Consider the following 15669-nt stretch of genomic DNA (forward strand, 5'->3'; position numbering starts at 1 on the left):
GATGCATTTTATGACTAGCGAAAAAATATTTATGGATGATTCATATATTACCGAGCTTGAAGCCGAGGTGGCAAGCTGTGTTCAAAAGGATGAATACTACGAAGTCATACTTGATAAGACAATCTTCTATCCCCACATGTCCGGGGGCCAGCCGAAGGATGAAGGCACAATAAGCGGTATCAAGGTTATCAATGTGCTCGAGCGCGGCGATGAAATAGTGCACCTTCTCAAGGAGCCCGTGGAAGGTACTGTGAAGCTTTCCGTAGATTTTGGCACGCGGTTTGACTATATGCAGCAGCATACAGGCCAGCATATACTTTCATATGCTCTCGCAAAGCTGTTCGGCGGTAATACGGTGGGCTTTCATTTGAGCGAGAGCTATACCACCATAGATCTGGACATTTTGCTGACGGATGAAATGGTAGTTGCGGCGGAGCAGCTGAGCAACAGGATAATATATGAAAACAAAAAGGTGACTGCCAGGGAATATGCATACGAGGATGCCTTGAAATTGAATCTTAGCAAGATGCCCGTTGAGCTTGACCATTTGAGAATAATCAGCATTGAAAACTACGATGACAATGCCTGCGGCGGGACACACGTGAATTATACGGGTGAAATAGGAATAATAAAGGTAACAAAGAAAGAAAAATATAAAAGCGGAACCAGGGTTGAATTTCTCTGCGGACGAAGAGCTCTTGATGATTACATAGTGAAAAATAAAAGCTTATTGGATTTGTCGGCGTTGTTGACGTGCAGAGCAGATATGCTCCAGGAGAATATTGAAAAGATATTGAATGAAAACAAGAAGCTCACAAAGGATATCAGCACCTTGGGCAGCGAGCTGAATGAATACAAGGCAAGAGAACTGACAAGCAATGCAGTTGTAAAGGATGGTGTAAGCTTTGTATTCAACAAGTCAGACAATGATGTGAAGGACCTGAGATCTATCTGCTCAAAGCTCATAGAAACCGATAATTATGCGGCTGTTCTGGTTTCCGAAAGCGACAATACCTGCAATTTGGTAATGGGCCAGTCGAAAAATCTAAGTCTTGACATGAAAAACATATTTGAACAGTGCAAAGCAGTGATTAACGGCAAAGGCGGAGGAAACAACTATCTGCTTCAATGCACGGGCGATTTGCTCAGGGCTGACGAGTGCCTGGAATTGGCAAGGAACACGCTTCTTTAAGCTGTCGAGCAAATGGGAGGAAGTGAAAAAGCACGCACAATGCAGAAAATGCAACTGTGCGCGCTTTTTTTGATTAACCCAAATTCAATAATGTAAAACCGGTTTTTTCATCAAATAGTCGCCTTGCGTCAACCCCTATTATTTCCTGTAGAATCACTTCGCAACAAACCCAGGCTTTAACGCCATTGCGCAGACATCCCGTGATTGTGTTTCCTGACCTGCCAAGTGCGCCATGAATATGCAGAATCGGTTTTCCAGTTTTGTCAGGCGCTATTATCCCTGTGGCGATGGTTTCATGTGCCTCGTATATAGGTAAAGCCATTGGGTTTGGCGGATTTTCAGATGTTTTTCGCGGCCCAACTATTATCTCGCCATCCATCAATGTTCCAAGCATGCTTAAGTGAGCTATGGAAATATTCATTTCACTTGCAAATTCCTCTATGCAATCTGGTACGATATCGCCTTCTTCAAGTCTAATGACAAATACCCTGCCGAGTTTTCCTTCTGTAGCTTTCAATTTTAAAGCCTCCCATATAATATAAATACTAACTTATACACTTAAGCTGTTTTATTTGTAATTTAAATATATTATAAAAATATGAAAAATTCAAATAATTCTGAAAAAAGATGACAAAACAGCAATGTAAATGCTGATGAGCGTGGATTTTAGCAAACTTATGTGGTAACATTATAATAATCATTCTTTGAATTTTCAAAGGATGATTTTTTATATAATTTTAAACGGATATTACACAAGAAAAATCTAATTATGAAAGGTGATTACATATGAGTTCTAATGTACTACATTATGATGAATTGAAGCATTTCTGCCAGGAAGCTTTCGGAGGCTTCGGCTTCAACGAAAAGGACAGCGCTGTCATTACTGACGTACTGCTCCTGTCAGATCTGTACGGCATAGATTCCCACGGCACGAATCGCATCGTGATGTACCACGAGCTTATAAAGGATGGGAATATAGACATAGAAGCTCAGCCAGAGATTGTTATGGAAACGCCGGTTTCAGCTGTCATCGACGGCAAGAGGGGCATGGGGCAGCTCGTGGCGTGTTATGCTGCCGAAACAGCTATTGCAAAGGCCAAGACATCCGGCATAGGCCTTGTAACTGTGCGCAATTCGAACCATTATGGAATTGCGGGATACTATTCCTTGATGGCTTGCAGGGAAGGATTGCTTGGGATTTCAATGACGAATTCCCGCGTATCCGTATTGCCCACTTTCGGGAAAACACCTATGATGGGGACGAATCCCTTCGCCATCAGCATACCTGCGACGCCTCAGCCATTCAACTTCGATGTGGCTACTTCTGTCGTGCCAATAGGCAAGGTTGAGCTTTATAACAAGCTAGGGAAGCAGCTTCCGCTTGGTTGGGGAATGAACGTGGATGGCCTGGATGAGACAGATCCTGCAAAAATTCTCGCAGGCATCCCCTTCGGAAGATCAGGTGTGCATCCAGTAGGCGGTGGAACTGAAGAATTCGGAGGACACAAGGGCTACGGATTTTCGATGGTTGTAGAGATATTCTGCTCCATACTTTCAATGGGCACCACGTCCAACCACATCATGGAAGAAAAAGGCCAGTCGGGCATCTGCCATTTCATCGCTGCCATTGATCCCAAGATTTTCGGAGACCCGAGTGCAATTCAGGAGCATCTGGAATCATACCTCGATGAAATCCGCAATTCGGAAAAGGCTACCGGAAGGGAGCGCATATACACTCACGGCGAAAAGGAAGTGGAAGCCTATGCAAAACGCATGGAGGAAGGTATTCCTGTCAATGACAAGACAATAGAAGAAATGAAGGCTTTGGCTGATTATTTGCATATGGATTTCTGTCAATATTTCCCAACTCTAAAGCCTTTAAAATAAGCCTATTAAAAAAGCTGTAAAATCAGATGTTGTTTAAACAAACTACTAGAAAAAAACGCTGACTTCAAATATGGAGTCAGCGTTTTTTTTCATGGTGTGCCCGGCATGGGCGCACTCTTGTCGGTGAAAGTCCGATACGGGGGCTGGTAGTGCCAACTGTTAGCCAAGAGCAAGGGTGTCCATCGTGAGGTGGAATTTGAAGGAAGCTGGAGGCAAAGTGCCGAGCTGAGGTACACGAATCACATTTGAGGCTTAACCAGGTGGATGAGGTTGCCATACAAACCGAAGTCCTATAACTACCCGAACCCTACACGGTAAATGCGGCGGTTACATGGGATGAAGGTTATCGTTCTTACCCGGGGAGGTCTCACGGACGTGGAGTAAAAGAATTCTGAAACACGGAGTAAAGCTTGTCGTGAGAAGTCAGCAGAAGCCATAGTACTGAAAGTTTTTTTTCAGGAAGGGTAGAACAATCGTAAGTCTTTAGTAAGAGCCGGAAGGAGGCTGGTGCGTTGAAAGCAGAATACCGAAAGGGCTGCCTGCAAAGGGATAGCGTGGAACGTGAAGAGTATGCAGGAGCGCAGAGCGCCAGCGCTCGGGAAAGCAAAGAAAGAGACGGTGCAATCGACCTGCTGGAAAGGATACTGGAACGGGACAACCTGAACAGAGCCTACAAGCAGGTCAAGCGTAACCACGGAGCGCCAGGAATCGACGGAATGAACGTCGAGGACGCGCTTTCGTGGATAAGGGAAAACAGGGATGAACTCCTGCAAAGCATAAGGGAAAGCTACTATAAGCCGAGTCCGGTGCGACGCAAGGAGATTCCCAAGCCCGATGGTGGTGTGCGAAAGCTGGGGATTCCCACGGTAATAGATCGAGTTATCCAGCAGGCCATATCACAGAAGCTACAACCCATATTTGAACCAACATTTTCAGACGGAAGTTACGGCTATCGACCTAAAAGAAGTGCACAGCAGGCGATTCAGAAAGTGAAAAGCTATGCAGAACAAGGATTCGGATACGCAGTAGAAATAGATCTGTCCAAGTATTTCGACACCTTGAATCACGAACTGCTTCTTAATCTTCTGCGTAGGAAGCTCCAAGACAAACGCGTGATAGGACTCATCAAGAAATATCTGAAGAGCGGAGTCATGGAAAATGGCGTATTCAGCAAAACTGAGGAAGGCGGGCCGCTTTCGCCTCTACTGGCCAATATATACCTGAATGAATTCGATCAGGAGATGGAAAGTCGAGGGGTGAAGATAGTCAGGTATGCGGATGACATTGTGGTACTTGCAAAAAGCAAGCGGGCGGCGAAACGCCTTCTGAAAACCTGTCGTATATATCTGGAGGATAAGCTGAAACTGAAAATGAATGTCCAAAAGAGCAAGGTTGTCAGCGTATTGGCAATAAAGCATTTCAAGTTCCTTGGGTTCTGTCTTGGGAAGAATGGGAAGGGCATCTACATAAGGGCTCACCGTGAATCCCTTGTAAAAGCGAAAAGGAAGCTGAAAGAACTGACACGCCGAAATCAGGGCAAGAATGTGCGAGTGGTCATGGAGAAAGTGAAAATCTTCATTCGAGGATGGCTCGGATACTATCATGTGGCCGACATCAAACGGGCGCTGAGGTCTTGGAATGAATGGCTGCGCCGAAGATTCAGGATGTATATTTGGAAGAAATGGAAGAAACCAAGGACGAGGGTGATGAACCTGAAGAAGCTTGGAATTCCAGAGTGGCAAGCATACCAATGGGGTAATACTCGACTAGGTTATTGGCGAATAGCAGGAAGTGCAGTACTTCAACGTTCCATTTAACAGATTTTTCAGCAAGAATTCTCCCGCCTCTAAGCGTAGCATAGGCGGTGGGTTGAATTGCTGATTATTTATGTCTTTTTCTTGAAAATCATGGGTTTTGAGCAAATAATCGGGTATAATCAAATCAACGAACACATGTTCTTCGGATGTTTGTGAAAGGAGCATTCCCAATGATTAGATGCCACAAGACCAATTTTTATGCCACAAAAACCGACACCGACAGATTGTTTGCGTGCAACAGGCTTTCGGCTGAAATCTGGAACGCCTGCCTTTTGTCTGCGAAGGACTACTCCCTTGCAAACGACGGAAAGTGGATAGGAACGTCTCAGCTTCAAGCCGAAATGAAGGGCAGATTCTTGCTTCACAGCCAGTCGGTGCAAGCCGTTTGCCACAAGTACCTGTTCGCCAGGGATTCGGCCAGAGCCGCCAGGCTCAAGGGTTACAAGACCAAGTACCCCTACAAGACCAAGAAAAACTACAACACCAAATGGGTTGACAAGGCTTTCAAGGTTTTCCCAAACGGGAAAGTAGAGCTTTCCATGGGCATATTCGATGGCAAAAGGCAAAAGCCTATAACCATCTGGTGTAAGTATGTCCCCAATGGGGACATCAAGGAAATCGAGCTTGTCTACGACAGCGGGCTTATGGTTTCCATAAGCTACGACGACTACGCCGCTGAAGCAAAAGCTTCAGGAACAAGCAGGGTTGCCGTTGACCTTGGCGAGATTCACTCCATCGCCGCCTTCTGTGAAAACGGCGAGAGCCTAATCGTAACAGGCAGAAAGCTTAGAAGTATACACAGGCTCAGAAATAAGAAACTCGCAGAGCTTCAAAGGCTCATGAGCAGGTGCAAGAAGGGTTCACGCCAGTGGAGACGTTATAACCAGGCTAAGCAGTACATATTGTCCAAGTCCGAAAAACAGTTAAAGGACGCCCTGCACAAGTCCAGCAGGAAGTTTGCCGATTGGTGTTTGGCCAATGCCGTGGGCGAAGTCGCCGTGGGCAAGGTCGAAGGCGTCCAGCGTAATACAAAGGGCAAGCTCAGGAAAAAAGAAGCCCAAAAGCTCTCAAACTGGGCGTTCAGCAGACTCCAAAAATACATGGAGTACAAGCTCAAAGCCTTCGGCGTAGCCATGTCCAAGATTGACGAGAGCTACACAACGCAGACATGTCCTGTCTGCGGCAAGAGGAAGAAGACCTCTGGCAGAACGTACAAGTGCAAATGCAGCTACAGCTGCCACCGTGACATACATGGGGCAAGGAACATCCTCTCCAAGCACATTAACGGCGGGAGGATAACGTATGTAGCCGACATTGAGAATACAACGTATCTACGGATAGCATAGGGCATCCTGTGCTTGAAGTTAGTAGACGGGCTGTTCCGCCCCATCCGAAAGGATGTTGCTTGCTTAGAATCCCCAATCTGCCCCCGCAGCGATGCTGTGAGGGCACGCAGCCAACCTGCGTGTCCGTGTGGGAGAAAGGGTTTTCGATGGCAAGAAACCCCCAGCTTCTAGCTCCGTTAGGAGTTAAGTGGGGGAGGTTCATAAGCTGTTGATTCTTATTTGGCTTGCTTACTCCAGAAATATGGAAAGGAATGGCAAAGGCTTAAAGATGACAACTAATACTAAAGTATGATGATTGATAAAAAAAATTCAACCCGGCAAGTCATACTTTTAGAGGGTTATTGCAACTATAAAAAGTGATAAAGTACATGTTGTTGAAAAAATAAAAAAGAGGAGGTTCATCTTATGGATAAAATTATGGACAAAAAATTATCTAAAGATGCATACGGCGGCGTAGGCGGCAAAGACTACGTGCCTTTCGTTTCCAGCGGCTCCAATTCAGGTGGAAACGTTGCAGTATTAATAATCGGTATTATTTTGGCTGCATTATTCGCAGCGTCAACTGCCTATTCAGGCATGAAGTCGGGCCTTACAGTTGCGGCCGGCATACCTGGATCAATAATAGGCTCGGCGTTCATAGCCGCATTCGCAAGGCAAAAGGGCATACTCGGCAAAAACATAGTTCAGGGCATGTCAAGCGGCGGGGAATCTGTTGCCAGCGGTATAATATTTGTTTTACCGGCAGTATTGCTAATAGGCTCCAAGGTATCCTTTATTGAAGGCCTTGTAGTTGGTATAGGCGGGGTTCTGTTTGGCATAGGGGCAGCAGCCCTGGTTCACAATTATCTGATTGTCGAAGAGCACGGTAAATTGATGTATCCTGAGGCGCTGGCTATATCGGAAACGCTAGTGGCTTCTGAAGGCGCCGGAGAATCAATGAAGTATATGGGCATAGGTTTTGGAATCGGCGGCATCATAACTGTTGTGACAGGTTCGTTCCTGAATGTGGCAAACAATGTTATAAGCTATGTAAATGAAACCTTCTACAAGTGGAAGCTTGAAGTAGAAGTCAGTCCGTTGCTTTTGGGTATTGGTTTTATAGTAGGACTTAATGTTTCCATAACCATGTTTGCGGGCTCAATACTGGCCAACTTCGGCATTATGCCTCTTATTGGATATTTTGCCGAGCTTGGAAGCGAAGGCGCAAACGTATGGAACAATCCAGACGTTGCAATCAATTCAATGCAGGTTTCCAATATTGCCGGCAGCTATGTGAAATATATAGGCGCGGGAATGATGCTTTCAGGTGGACTAATAGGCGCCATAAAGCTTATACCTACCATAATATCATCCGTAAAAGAAACTCTTGGCGCTAAAACTGCAAAGGGTGAGGAGAGTTCATCAGCCGGAAAGATGATACTGCTTGGCGGCATAGTTGTGTCATTCATAGGAGGCTTCGTAGTATCCGGCGGCAATGTATTTATGGCTGTAACAGTCTCTATTCTGGCGCTGTTCCTGTCTATGCTGTTTGTAATAGTCGCGGGACGTTTGACTGGAACAATTGGAACATCTAACCTTCCAGTGTCGGGTATGACTATAGCTTCACTGGTTCTTGTAACGCTTCTGTTCGTACTTATGGGATGGGTAAACCCTGAAAACAACAGATCGCTCCTTCTGTTTGCAACCTTCATAGTCACTGCAATAGCAATGGCTGGAGGATATTCACAGTCTCAGAAGGTTACTTTCATAATAGGCGGCAACAAAAATGAAATGCAAAGATACTTTACAATAGCCGGAGTAGTCGGCGTTGCTGTAGTTGTTGGTACAATACTCCTGCTTTCAAGCCAGCTTTCGCTGACTGGAGACAATGTTACATTTGCGCTGCCTCAGGCAAATCTTATGGCGACATTGACTGCCGGAATAATGTCAGGAGAGTTGCCATGGGTTATGATAATTGTAGGTGCCGTTATGGGTGTTGTTTTATTCATGCTTAACCTCCCTGTAATGACAGTGGCCATAGGCTTCTATCTCCCGATATCAACAACTTCAATAATATTGCTTGGTGCACTAGTTAGAGTTCTTGTGGAAAAAACCAGCAAATCGGAAATAGAAAAAGAAACAAAGGTTTCAAACGGCATAAGCCTGTCGTCAGGACTTGTAGCAGGAGGCTCAATAGTAGGGCTTATAGGCATAATACTCCAGGTTACAGGTGTTATAGGCGGAGCTGGCCCAAGTGGCTTTGCAGCATCTAACGGAATGGCGTTTGTATTGCTGGCTGCTTTGCTAATAGCTACAGTAATTACAATTATGAAAAGCAGGGTAAAAGATGCCCACTAGCAATCAAGAGGTCTTAAGCATTGTCTTTCGAATTTTAGAAGGCTTGGAATATGAAGTGAGTCCGGAAGGAATTGTAACCATACTTGAAAAACAAGAACACAAGGTTCAAAAATTCTTCAGGAGACTCAGGTTCAATATTCCGAAGTACAAAAGGATTTCTCTGGACGAATACGGGAGCTATATTTTCCTGCAGATAGACGGCATGAAAACCGTAAAGGACATTGGAGAGAAGCTTGAGGCAAAGTATGGCGACAAGGCTCAACCGCTTTATGAAAGACTGTTGCTGTTCTTGAACCATATCGAGGTCAATTGTCACTATATAGAAAAAATAAATTTTTAAAAAGTAAAGATGGCACTGCTTTGTAGTTGCCATCTTTTTTTAGAGGAAAGGATGATGGTTATGTTGGATAAATTAAAAGATTTAAATTCATTTGAGGCATTCAAATATTTCAAAGAGATGAACGAGACCCCAAGAGGCTCCGGCAATGAGAAGGCAATCAGCGACTGGCTGGTTAGCTTTGCAAAAGCGCATAATCTCCAGGTCATTCAGGATGAAGCGCTGAATGTAATCATCAAAAAGCCCGGCACTAAGGGCTATGAAAATGCCCCTGTAACAATACTCCAGGGACACATGGACATGGTATGCGAAAAGAACGTAGACACCATTCATGATTTCGAAAAGGATCCGATAGAGTTCATAGTAGAAGGCGACATACTAAGAGCCAACGGAACAACTCTTGGGGCAGACAACGGCATAGCTGTCGCTTTTGGCCTTGCGGTGCTTGCATCAAAAGACATGCCACATCCGCCGATAGAGCTTCTTGTTACTACGGAGGAAGAAACGGGAATGGGCGGAGCCCAAAGGCTTGATCCTAACAATCTAAAGGGAAGAACCCTCATAAACATAGATTCAGAGGAAGAAGGAAAGCTGTTGGTTAGCTGCTCTGGGGGCGTGAGAGGAAGAATAAAGCTTCCAATAGCCTGGGAGACTGCTGATAAGAGTCTTGTAAACTGCGCTGTCAGGATAAGAGGTCTTCTAGGGGGCCACTCCGGCATGGAAATCGACAAGGAAAGAGGAAACTCCAACAAGCTTATGGGACGTTTTCTTATGGATTTAAGCTCCGCTGTTGATTTCAAAATAAGCTCAATAGCCGGCGGCTCAAAAAACAACGCCATTCCTCGCGAGGCTGATGCAGTAATACTTTTCAGGGAAGAGGACAAGGCTGCTGTTCTTGAAAAGTCGTCGGAGTGGAACGAGATATTCAAAAACGAGCTTTTGGGAATCGATCCTGACGTAAGCATTTCTGTTGAATTCCTGGGCGAGAAGGCAGAGCGGGTTTTCTCCGATGACACCGCCAAGAGAGCGCTCCAGGTGCTTATCATGATACCTAACGGAGTCAAGAGCATGAGCATGGCTATCCCGGGACTTGTTCAGAGCTCCACAAACATAGGCGTTGTGACTACTGGCGAGGAAAATATGGAGTTTGATTCTGCAATCAGAAGCTCTGTTAAGTCTCTGAAGGAGGCCATATGCGAGGAGACTATTGTACTTGCCGAGATGGCGGGAGCGTCAGTGGAATTCGAGTCGGACTATCCTGAGTGGCAGTATAATCCAGACTCAAATATAAGGGCTATATTCCAGAAGGTTTATAGTGAAATGTACGGAGAGATGCCTGAAATAACGGCTATACACGCAGGTCTCGAGTGCGGTCTCTTCAGCGATAAATTCAATGGCGATATTGATCTTATATCATTCGGGCCGAATATTTATGACGTGCACACGCCCAAAGAACATCTGAGCATTTCGTCAACCGAGAGGACATGGAACTACTTGGCGGCAGTACTTAAGGAAATAAAATAGATATATAAAGAGCGGATATTCCCTCAGAATTTTTTCTGGGGGAATATTTTTTTTGTGGAAAGGTCATCTGCACGAGGTAGAGATTATTTATGCAGTATGGGTATAAAAAATAGGAAAGCTGGATTCTATGTGAAAGTCATTAAGGAGGGGGAAAAATGGACATAGACAATTTGATTATTGAAAACATTGATAGCCCGCATGAACTGGAGAAGATGTACAGAGATGACCCCGAGGCTTTCATTAGGTCATTCTCATACGCCTTGGAACAGAACCCTGATTCACAGGTGCTTGCCGTTTGGCATGAAAGGTTGAATTTCAAAGAGACGCCAAATACAGAAAAAGCTTCATTGCTCAAGAAGGATTTCCTGCTTATGGGCATTCTGGCGATTCTGGCCGGTATAAGCACCAGGATAATTCTCCACTTTGTGGAAATGGAGGCGATAGCCCCTATCAACCTTGTTTTTGGGGTAGTCCCTTTTATTGCCGCCTATTTTGTATACAATAATACTCCAAAGAAAAATGTTATGTCCATGCTTGCAGCATTATTCCTGATACCTGTTTTTTATATTAATCTGCTGCCGCTGGAGCTAACCGACAGCATTATAATGGCTTATCTGCACCTTCCCGTTTTCATGTGGATATTGCTAGGTCTTGCCTTTACAGGAGATGAATATGGCATAGGCAGCGCAAGATTAGCATATCTTAAATTCAATGGGGAATTTTGCATAGTCTACGCCAGCATGGCAATCAGTGGTATGCTGCTAACGGGATTGACAATGCAGCTGTTTAGCTTTGTCGGCATGGACATATCCGAATTTTATTTTAAAAATGTCGTTTTATTTGGCGCCGCCGCTCTCTCTGTTGTTGCCACATACCTGGTGTCAAAAAACCTGAAGTTTGCCCAAAACATTGCGCCGTATATAGCCAAAATTTTCAGTCCACTTGTGCTGCTTACGCTGATAGCCTACCTTGCAACTGTCGTCGTGGCAGGGAAAAATCCGTTTCTGGACCGCAATTTCCTCATATCATTTAACGGAATACTCCTTAGCGCACTGGCCGTAACCATATTCTCAATCACCGGTAGCGGCGCTGATGAAAAGAAGAATATTTCTGATTATATTAATTTTGCTCTGATTGTACTCGCTCTTGTAATTGACAGCGTGGCTTTATCAGCCATAGTGTTCAGGCTTTCTTCCTATGGCATAACGCCCAATAGAATAGCTGTTTTAGGAGTGAATATACTTATCTGGGCCAATCTGCTTTGGATTATGGTTTCGTACGTGGGCTTTTTGAGCAATAAAACGGGACCCTCGAGCGTCCAGGATTCCATTACCAAATATTTGCCGGTCTATGGGCTTTGGGCGGCCCTTGTTACATTTACTTTTCCTTTGATATTCAACTAGAATAAAGAGGAGTCAAAGCGTTAAAATTTAATGATATTCCAGTTCAAGTTGGGGATACTAAGGCTTGAATTGAAGAAGCTATTAAGTGAATGAGTCTCAGCAATGGGTATTAATATGAAATAAAGCAAGGGCGATTGATATTGGAGACATGCAGTAATAAAAAATTAGAGGGGGTAATGGATATGACTAAAAAATTTTTGCTGGAACAGTGCAGAAGGTCGAGGCTGATAGACCATAAAGAAACCATGAACGAAGCATACTGGATCAATCATGACAAGGGGCACGAGGCGCTTAGATCAGAATTTGAGGAGATCCTGAAATCAATGGCTGTTGTAAACCGTAAATATTTAAAAATTTGGCTAAGGGTCGAAATGCAAGCAAGTGAAGAGGTATTGGATGAGCTGGATGCAAAGTACGATTATACATTAGAAGACATGAGCCCAGAGGATGATGAGAAATATTCATATTATGAAGGCAGAGATTGCATGGCTGATTTGCTTATGAGGATTGTCATGAAAAAGGAATATATCTGGAAAATTTAGGCGGTTTGGCTTTCGGGAGGACGATATCATGCTGACAGGCAGAATGAAAATATGTATTGCCGCAGGAGCAGTTCTAGGCTTGTTTTGCATTATTGGTGCTTCGATAAGATCGGGCTTTGAAAAGGATGCAGTATATTTGTTTTCGTTTTGGTATAACAGGCTGCTTATGGGAGTTGTGGTAGGACTGGCAGAACAAGTCAAAAATCTTCAAAAGGCGATCATAAGGGGAGCACTCTTTGGATTGCTTGTTTCATTTGCATTTTATAGTGCTACAGGCTTTTATGATTCTGTGGGGTTTGCTGCGGGAATTATATACGGGATTATAATTGAATATATCGCCTTCAAATACGTAAAAGAATAAGCTCTGTTTATAAAAGCAATAGAGAAAAAACAACAAAAACCTTGGTTTTCAAGGTTTTTTGTTGTTTTTTGAAAAATTCGAATGAGATTGCATGAAAACATTTTCACGGTTTACACTTTGAGAAGAAAATGTTTTCAGGTGCACATTTTTTCAAAAAAACAAGAAAAGTATTTGCGTTGAGATGCGATTGTGAGAGATGTTATCATAAATACAAGGATAACGATTGCACAATATTGCAGGAGGGGAGAATTATATGGAAATCAAACAGGAAGACATAAGGAAGGTTGAAAGCTACAGATGGGTGGTATGGACCATACTGGCGCTTATGTACATCTTCGTAACTTTCCACCGTATGGCTACGGGGGTTGTAAAGAGTGATCTTGAAGAAACTTTTAAAATAGGGGCCGCTCAGTTTGCAAACATAGGGTCGATGTACTTCTACGCATATTTTTTAATGCAGATACCATCGGGTATACTTGCAGACAAAATAGGGCCTAAAAAAACAGTAACCTGGTTTTCGATACTTGCGGCAGTAGGTTCTGTAGTATTCGGATTGGCTCCGAATCTTACAGTTGCCTATATTGGAAGGTTCCTTGTTGGAATAGGAGTATCGGTTGTTTTCATATGCCTTATTAAAATCCAGTCGCGCTGGTTCTATTCGAAAAACTTTGCGCTTATGATTGGTTTCGTAGGCTTGGCGGCAAACGCGGGAGCGCTCCTTGCTCAGACGCCGCTAGTATATGCAGCTAGCGCATTTGGATGGAGAAGCACATTCGTATACCTTGGAGCCGCAATGGTGTTTTTCGCTGTACTGACAATGATATTTGTAAAGGATGATCCGACTGACATTGGGCTTCCGGGCATGGATGAGCTCGAAGGCAGACCTGCAGTCAAGGTTGATTTAAAGGTTGGAGAGGCATTAAAGTCCGTACTTTCAAATCCAAGGACATGGACTGTATCGGTAGTAAACATAGGAATGTATGTAGGCTATATTGTCCTGCTTGGACAATTCGGGGTTCCTTACCTTATGACAGGCTACGGACTCGAAAAGGTCCAGGCGGCAAACCTCATAATTTCGGCTGTTATTGGCTCGGCTGTAGGCGCAATGGCAATAGGCTATGTATCTGACAAAATAATGAAGAGAAAGATTGTGCTTGTTCTTCTAAGCGCAATAACTCTAGCGGCATGGATAGTGTTCATATACTTCAAATTGCCAGTTGGCATGCTTCCTGCGTTCCTGTTCATGCACGGATTCGTTATGACGAATTTCACTATGACATGGACAATAGCAAACGAGGTAAACGACAGAAGGCTTGCTGGAATTGCAACTGGTGTTGTAAACTGCGTGGGCTTTGCGGGAGCGGCAACCATACCTGTTTATATGGGAAAAATACTGGACGCCAACCTGGCGAATCCTCTGATAGGATACCAAAAGGCGTATTTCGTTTTAATAGTAGTAGTTGCGATAAGTCTTGTAGCTTCGTTTTTCGCTACAGAAACCAATGCAAAGAATGTCTACGAAAGCAAATAGATACTGAAATATATATGAAAGCAAATAAAATGAACCAAAATGAGGAGGCTTGTATTATGTCAAGCATACTAGATAAGGCGAAGGCAATTGAAGGGTATATCATAGATTTCAGAAGAGACCTGCATGAGCATCCTGAGCTCAGTGGACAGGAGATAAGAACGCAAGGGAGGATCATGGAGGAGCTCGACAAGCTTGGAATACCCTATGAAAAAGCGGGAAACGCCTCTGTGATAGCTACACTGAAAGGTGAAAAAAGCGGTAAAACAGTAGCCCTAAGAGGAGACACAGATGCTCTGCCGATGCAGGAACAGTCTGGAGTTGAGTATGCATCTAAGAATCCAGGCGTATTCCATGGTTGCGGTCATGACGCCCATGCGGCAATGCTTCTTGGAGCCGCCAAGGTACTTTCAGATATGAAGGCTGATATAGCAGGCGAAGTTAGATTCTTCTTCCAGGAAGGGGAAGAGACATTCTCTGGTGCGAAGAAAATAGTAGAAGCCGGTGGAATGGATGGAGTTGACGCGGTTTTCGGAATGCATGGAATGCCTTTCTTTGGAAATGAAATATTGGAAACTGGCGAATATGATATGACTCCTGGATATAGAATGGCTGGGTGCGACACTATATACGTCAAGTTTGAAGGCGTTTCGGGCCACGGCTCAGCACCAAACCTTGCAAAGGATACGGTACACCCTGCTTGCTTGTTTGTAACAGATTTACAGGGAATCGCCACAAAGAATGTAGATCCTCAGCAGCCTATTGTACTTTCAGTAGGAAGGATTGCCGGAGGAACAAAGGCGAACATCATTTCTAAATATTCGGAAGTTGATATTTCAATGAGATATTTCGATCAGAAAGTTAGAGAAACAGTTCATGAAGCTATAAAGAGACATGCAAAGGCAATAGCTGACGCCTATGAAATAAAAGTAGATGTAGTTATAGAAGAGAGTGCTCTTAGCCTTTACAATGACGAAGAAATAACATCCATAGCTCAGAACTCTGCAATCAAAATTTTTGGAGAAGGCAAAAGAAAGACTCTGCCAAGATTTATGGGTTCAGAGGACATGCCTTACTACTTCCAGCATGCAAAAGGAGCATATGCTTTCCTGGGCTATTACAACAAGGAGAAGGATTCCGTATACTTCCCGCATCATGAGAAGTATAAGATTGACGAGGATATGCTCAAGTTTGGAACAGCTCTGCATGTGCAGTTCGCTCTTGATTTCCTTGCTGAAAAATAATATGGATACTGAAAAAGCAGAGATTTCATTTTAAGAACATGGAATAAAACTGCTCCGACAAGAACCAAAACCAGAGCTCTGTGTATCTTAAGCCAGTTTTTCATCTTGTACCTTGGGCCGGCCCAGCCGAAAAAAACGACTGCAAGTATTA

General features: G+C 44.1%; 13 protein-coding genes. 12 read left to right on the top strand and 1 reads right to left on the bottom strand.

The window, feature by feature from the left end; translation table 11 throughout:
- Positions 1–10 precede the first annotated feature (10 nt).
- Positions 11–1192 (top strand): alanyl-tRNA editing protein, encoded by a 1182-nt coding sequence (locus EAL2_RS12230; RefSeq protein WP_025436652.1) that lies wholly within the window; start codon positions 11–13, stop codon positions 1190–1192.
- Between the two features lie 73 nt (positions 1193–1265).
- On the opposite strand, the gene EAL2_RS12235 is transcribed toward EAL2_RS12230, so the two are convergent.
- Positions 1266–1709 (bottom strand): PPC domain-containing DNA-binding protein, encoded by a 444-nt coding sequence (locus EAL2_RS12235; RefSeq protein ID WP_025436653.1) that lies wholly within the window; start codon positions 1707–1709, stop codon positions 1266–1268.
- Between the two features lie 269 nt (positions 1710–1978).
- On the opposite strand from EAL2_RS12235, the gene EAL2_RS12240 reads away from it, so the two are divergent.
- The 11 genes from EAL2_RS12240 to EAL2_RS12290 all read left to right on the top strand — a co-directional run bounded on the left by EAL2_RS12240 (position 1979) and on the right by EAL2_RS12290 (position 15518).
- Complete coding sequence (locus tag EAL2_RS12240; protein ID WP_025436654.1) at positions 1979–3079, top strand: Ldh family oxidoreductase; 1101 nt, start codon at positions 1979–1981, stop codon at positions 3077–3079.
- 512 nt (positions 3080–3591) lie between these two features.
- The gene (gene ltrA / locus EAL2_RS12245; protein WP_084481289.1) at positions 3592–4896 is read left to right on the top strand and encodes a group II intron reverse transcriptase/maturase; all 1305 of its coding nucleotides are present in this window, start codon (positions 3592–3594) and stop codon (positions 4894–4896) included.
- Positions 4897–5066: 170 nt separating this feature from the next.
- Entirely contained in the window at positions 5067–6242 is a 1176-nt protein-coding gene (locus tag EAL2_RS12250; protein ID WP_025436655.1) for an RNA-guided endonuclease InsQ/TnpB family protein, read from the top strand.
- A 417-nt stretch (positions 6243–6659) separates the two neighbouring features.
- Positions 6660–8579: an OPT family oligopeptide transporter gene (locus EAL2_RS12255; RefSeq protein ID WP_025436656.1), complete on the top strand. Its 1920-nt coding sequence runs from the start codon at positions 6660–6662 to the stop codon at positions 8577–8579.
- Positions 8569–8919, top strand: a complete 351-nt coding sequence (locus EAL2_RS12260; protein ID WP_025436657.1) for a PqqD family protein — start codon at positions 8569–8571, stop codon at positions 8917–8919. The genes EAL2_RS12255 and EAL2_RS12260 overlap by 11 nt, the downstream gene beginning before the upstream one ends.
- Positions 8920–8979: 60 nt before the next feature.
- On the top strand, positions 8980–10440 hold the full coding sequence (locus tag EAL2_RS12265) for an aminoacyl-histidine dipeptidase (protein ID WP_025436658.1): 1461 nt from the start codon (positions 8980–8982) through the stop codon (positions 10438–10440).
- A 155-nt stretch (positions 10441–10595) separates the two neighbouring features.
- Positions 10596–11843 (top strand): DUF4153 domain-containing protein, encoded by a 1248-nt coding sequence (locus EAL2_RS12270; protein ID WP_025436659.1) that lies wholly within the window; start codon positions 10596–10598, stop codon positions 11841–11843.
- Positions 11844–12025: 182 nt separating this feature from the next.
- Positions 12026–12385 (top strand): hypothetical protein, encoded by a 360-nt coding sequence (locus EAL2_RS12275; protein ID WP_025436660.1) that lies wholly within the window; start codon positions 12026–12028, stop codon positions 12383–12385.
- Positions 12386–12413: 28 nt separating this feature from the next.
- Positions 12414–12746, top strand: a complete 333-nt coding sequence (locus EAL2_RS12280) for a hypothetical protein (protein WP_025436661.1) — start codon at positions 12414–12416, stop codon at positions 12744–12746.
- Between the two features lie 253 nt (positions 12747–12999).
- Positions 13000–14277, top strand: coding sequence for an MFS transporter (locus tag EAL2_RS12285; protein WP_025436662.1), 1278 nt, complete (start codon positions 13000–13002; stop codon positions 14275–14277).
- Positions 14278–14333: 56 nt separating this feature from the next.
- The gene (locus EAL2_RS12290) at positions 14334–15518 is read left to right on the top strand and encodes an amidohydrolase (protein ID WP_025436663.1); all 1185 of its coding nucleotides are present in this window, start codon (positions 14334–14336) and stop codon (positions 15516–15518) included.
- Positions 15519–15669 lie beyond the last annotated feature (151 nt).

The organism is Peptoclostridium acidaminophilum DSM 3953 (assembly GCF_000597865.1).
Lineage (GTDB): Bacteria > Bacillota > Clostridia > Peptostreptococcales > Peptostreptococcaceae > Peptoclostridium_A > Peptoclostridium_A acidaminophilum.

What these genes read in the sequence shown, in the direction of transcription:
- EAL2_RS12255 (WP_025436656.1), top strand. Translation starts at nt 6,660, where the DNA reads ATGGACAAAAAATTATCTAAAGATGCATACGGCGGCGTAGGCGGCAAA.
- EAL2_RS12240 (WP_025436654.1), top strand. Translation starts at nt 1,979, where the DNA reads ATGAGTTCTAATGTACTACATTATGATGAATTGAAGCATTTCTGCCAG.
- EAL2_RS12285 (WP_025436662.1), top strand. Translation starts at nt 13,000, where the DNA reads ATGGAAATCAAACAGGAAGACATAAGGAAGGTTGAAAGCTACAGATGG.
- EAL2_RS12270 (WP_025436659.1), top strand. Translation starts at nt 10,596, where the DNA reads ATGGACATAGACAATTTGATTATTGAAAACATTGATAGCCCGCATGAA.
- EAL2_RS12290 (WP_025436663.1), top strand. Translation starts at nt 14,334, where the DNA reads ATGTCAAGCATACTAGATAAGGCGAAGGCAATTGAAGGGTATATCATA.
- EAL2_RS12230 (WP_025436652.1), top strand. Translation starts at nt 11, where the DNA reads ATGACTAGCGAAAAAATATTTATGGATGATTCATATATTACCGAGCTT.
- EAL2_RS12260 (WP_025436657.1), top strand. Translation starts at nt 8,569, where the DNA reads ATGCCCACTAGCAATCAAGAGGTCTTAAGCATTGTCTTTCGAATTTTA.
- EAL2_RS12265 (WP_025436658.1), top strand. Translation starts at nt 8,980, where the DNA reads ATGTTGGATAAATTAAAAGATTTAAATTCATTTGAGGCATTCAAATAT.
- EAL2_RS12280 (WP_025436661.1), top strand. Translation starts at nt 12,414, where the DNA reads ATGCTGACAGGCAGAATGAAAATATGTATTGCCGCAGGAGCAGTTCTA.
- EAL2_RS12275 (WP_025436660.1), top strand. Translation starts at nt 12,026, where the DNA reads ATGACTAAAAAATTTTTGCTGGAACAGTGCAGAAGGTCGAGGCTGATA.
- EAL2_RS12250 (WP_025436655.1), top strand. Translation starts at nt 5,067, where the DNA reads ATGATTAGATGCCACAAGACCAATTTTTATGCCACAAAAACCGACACC.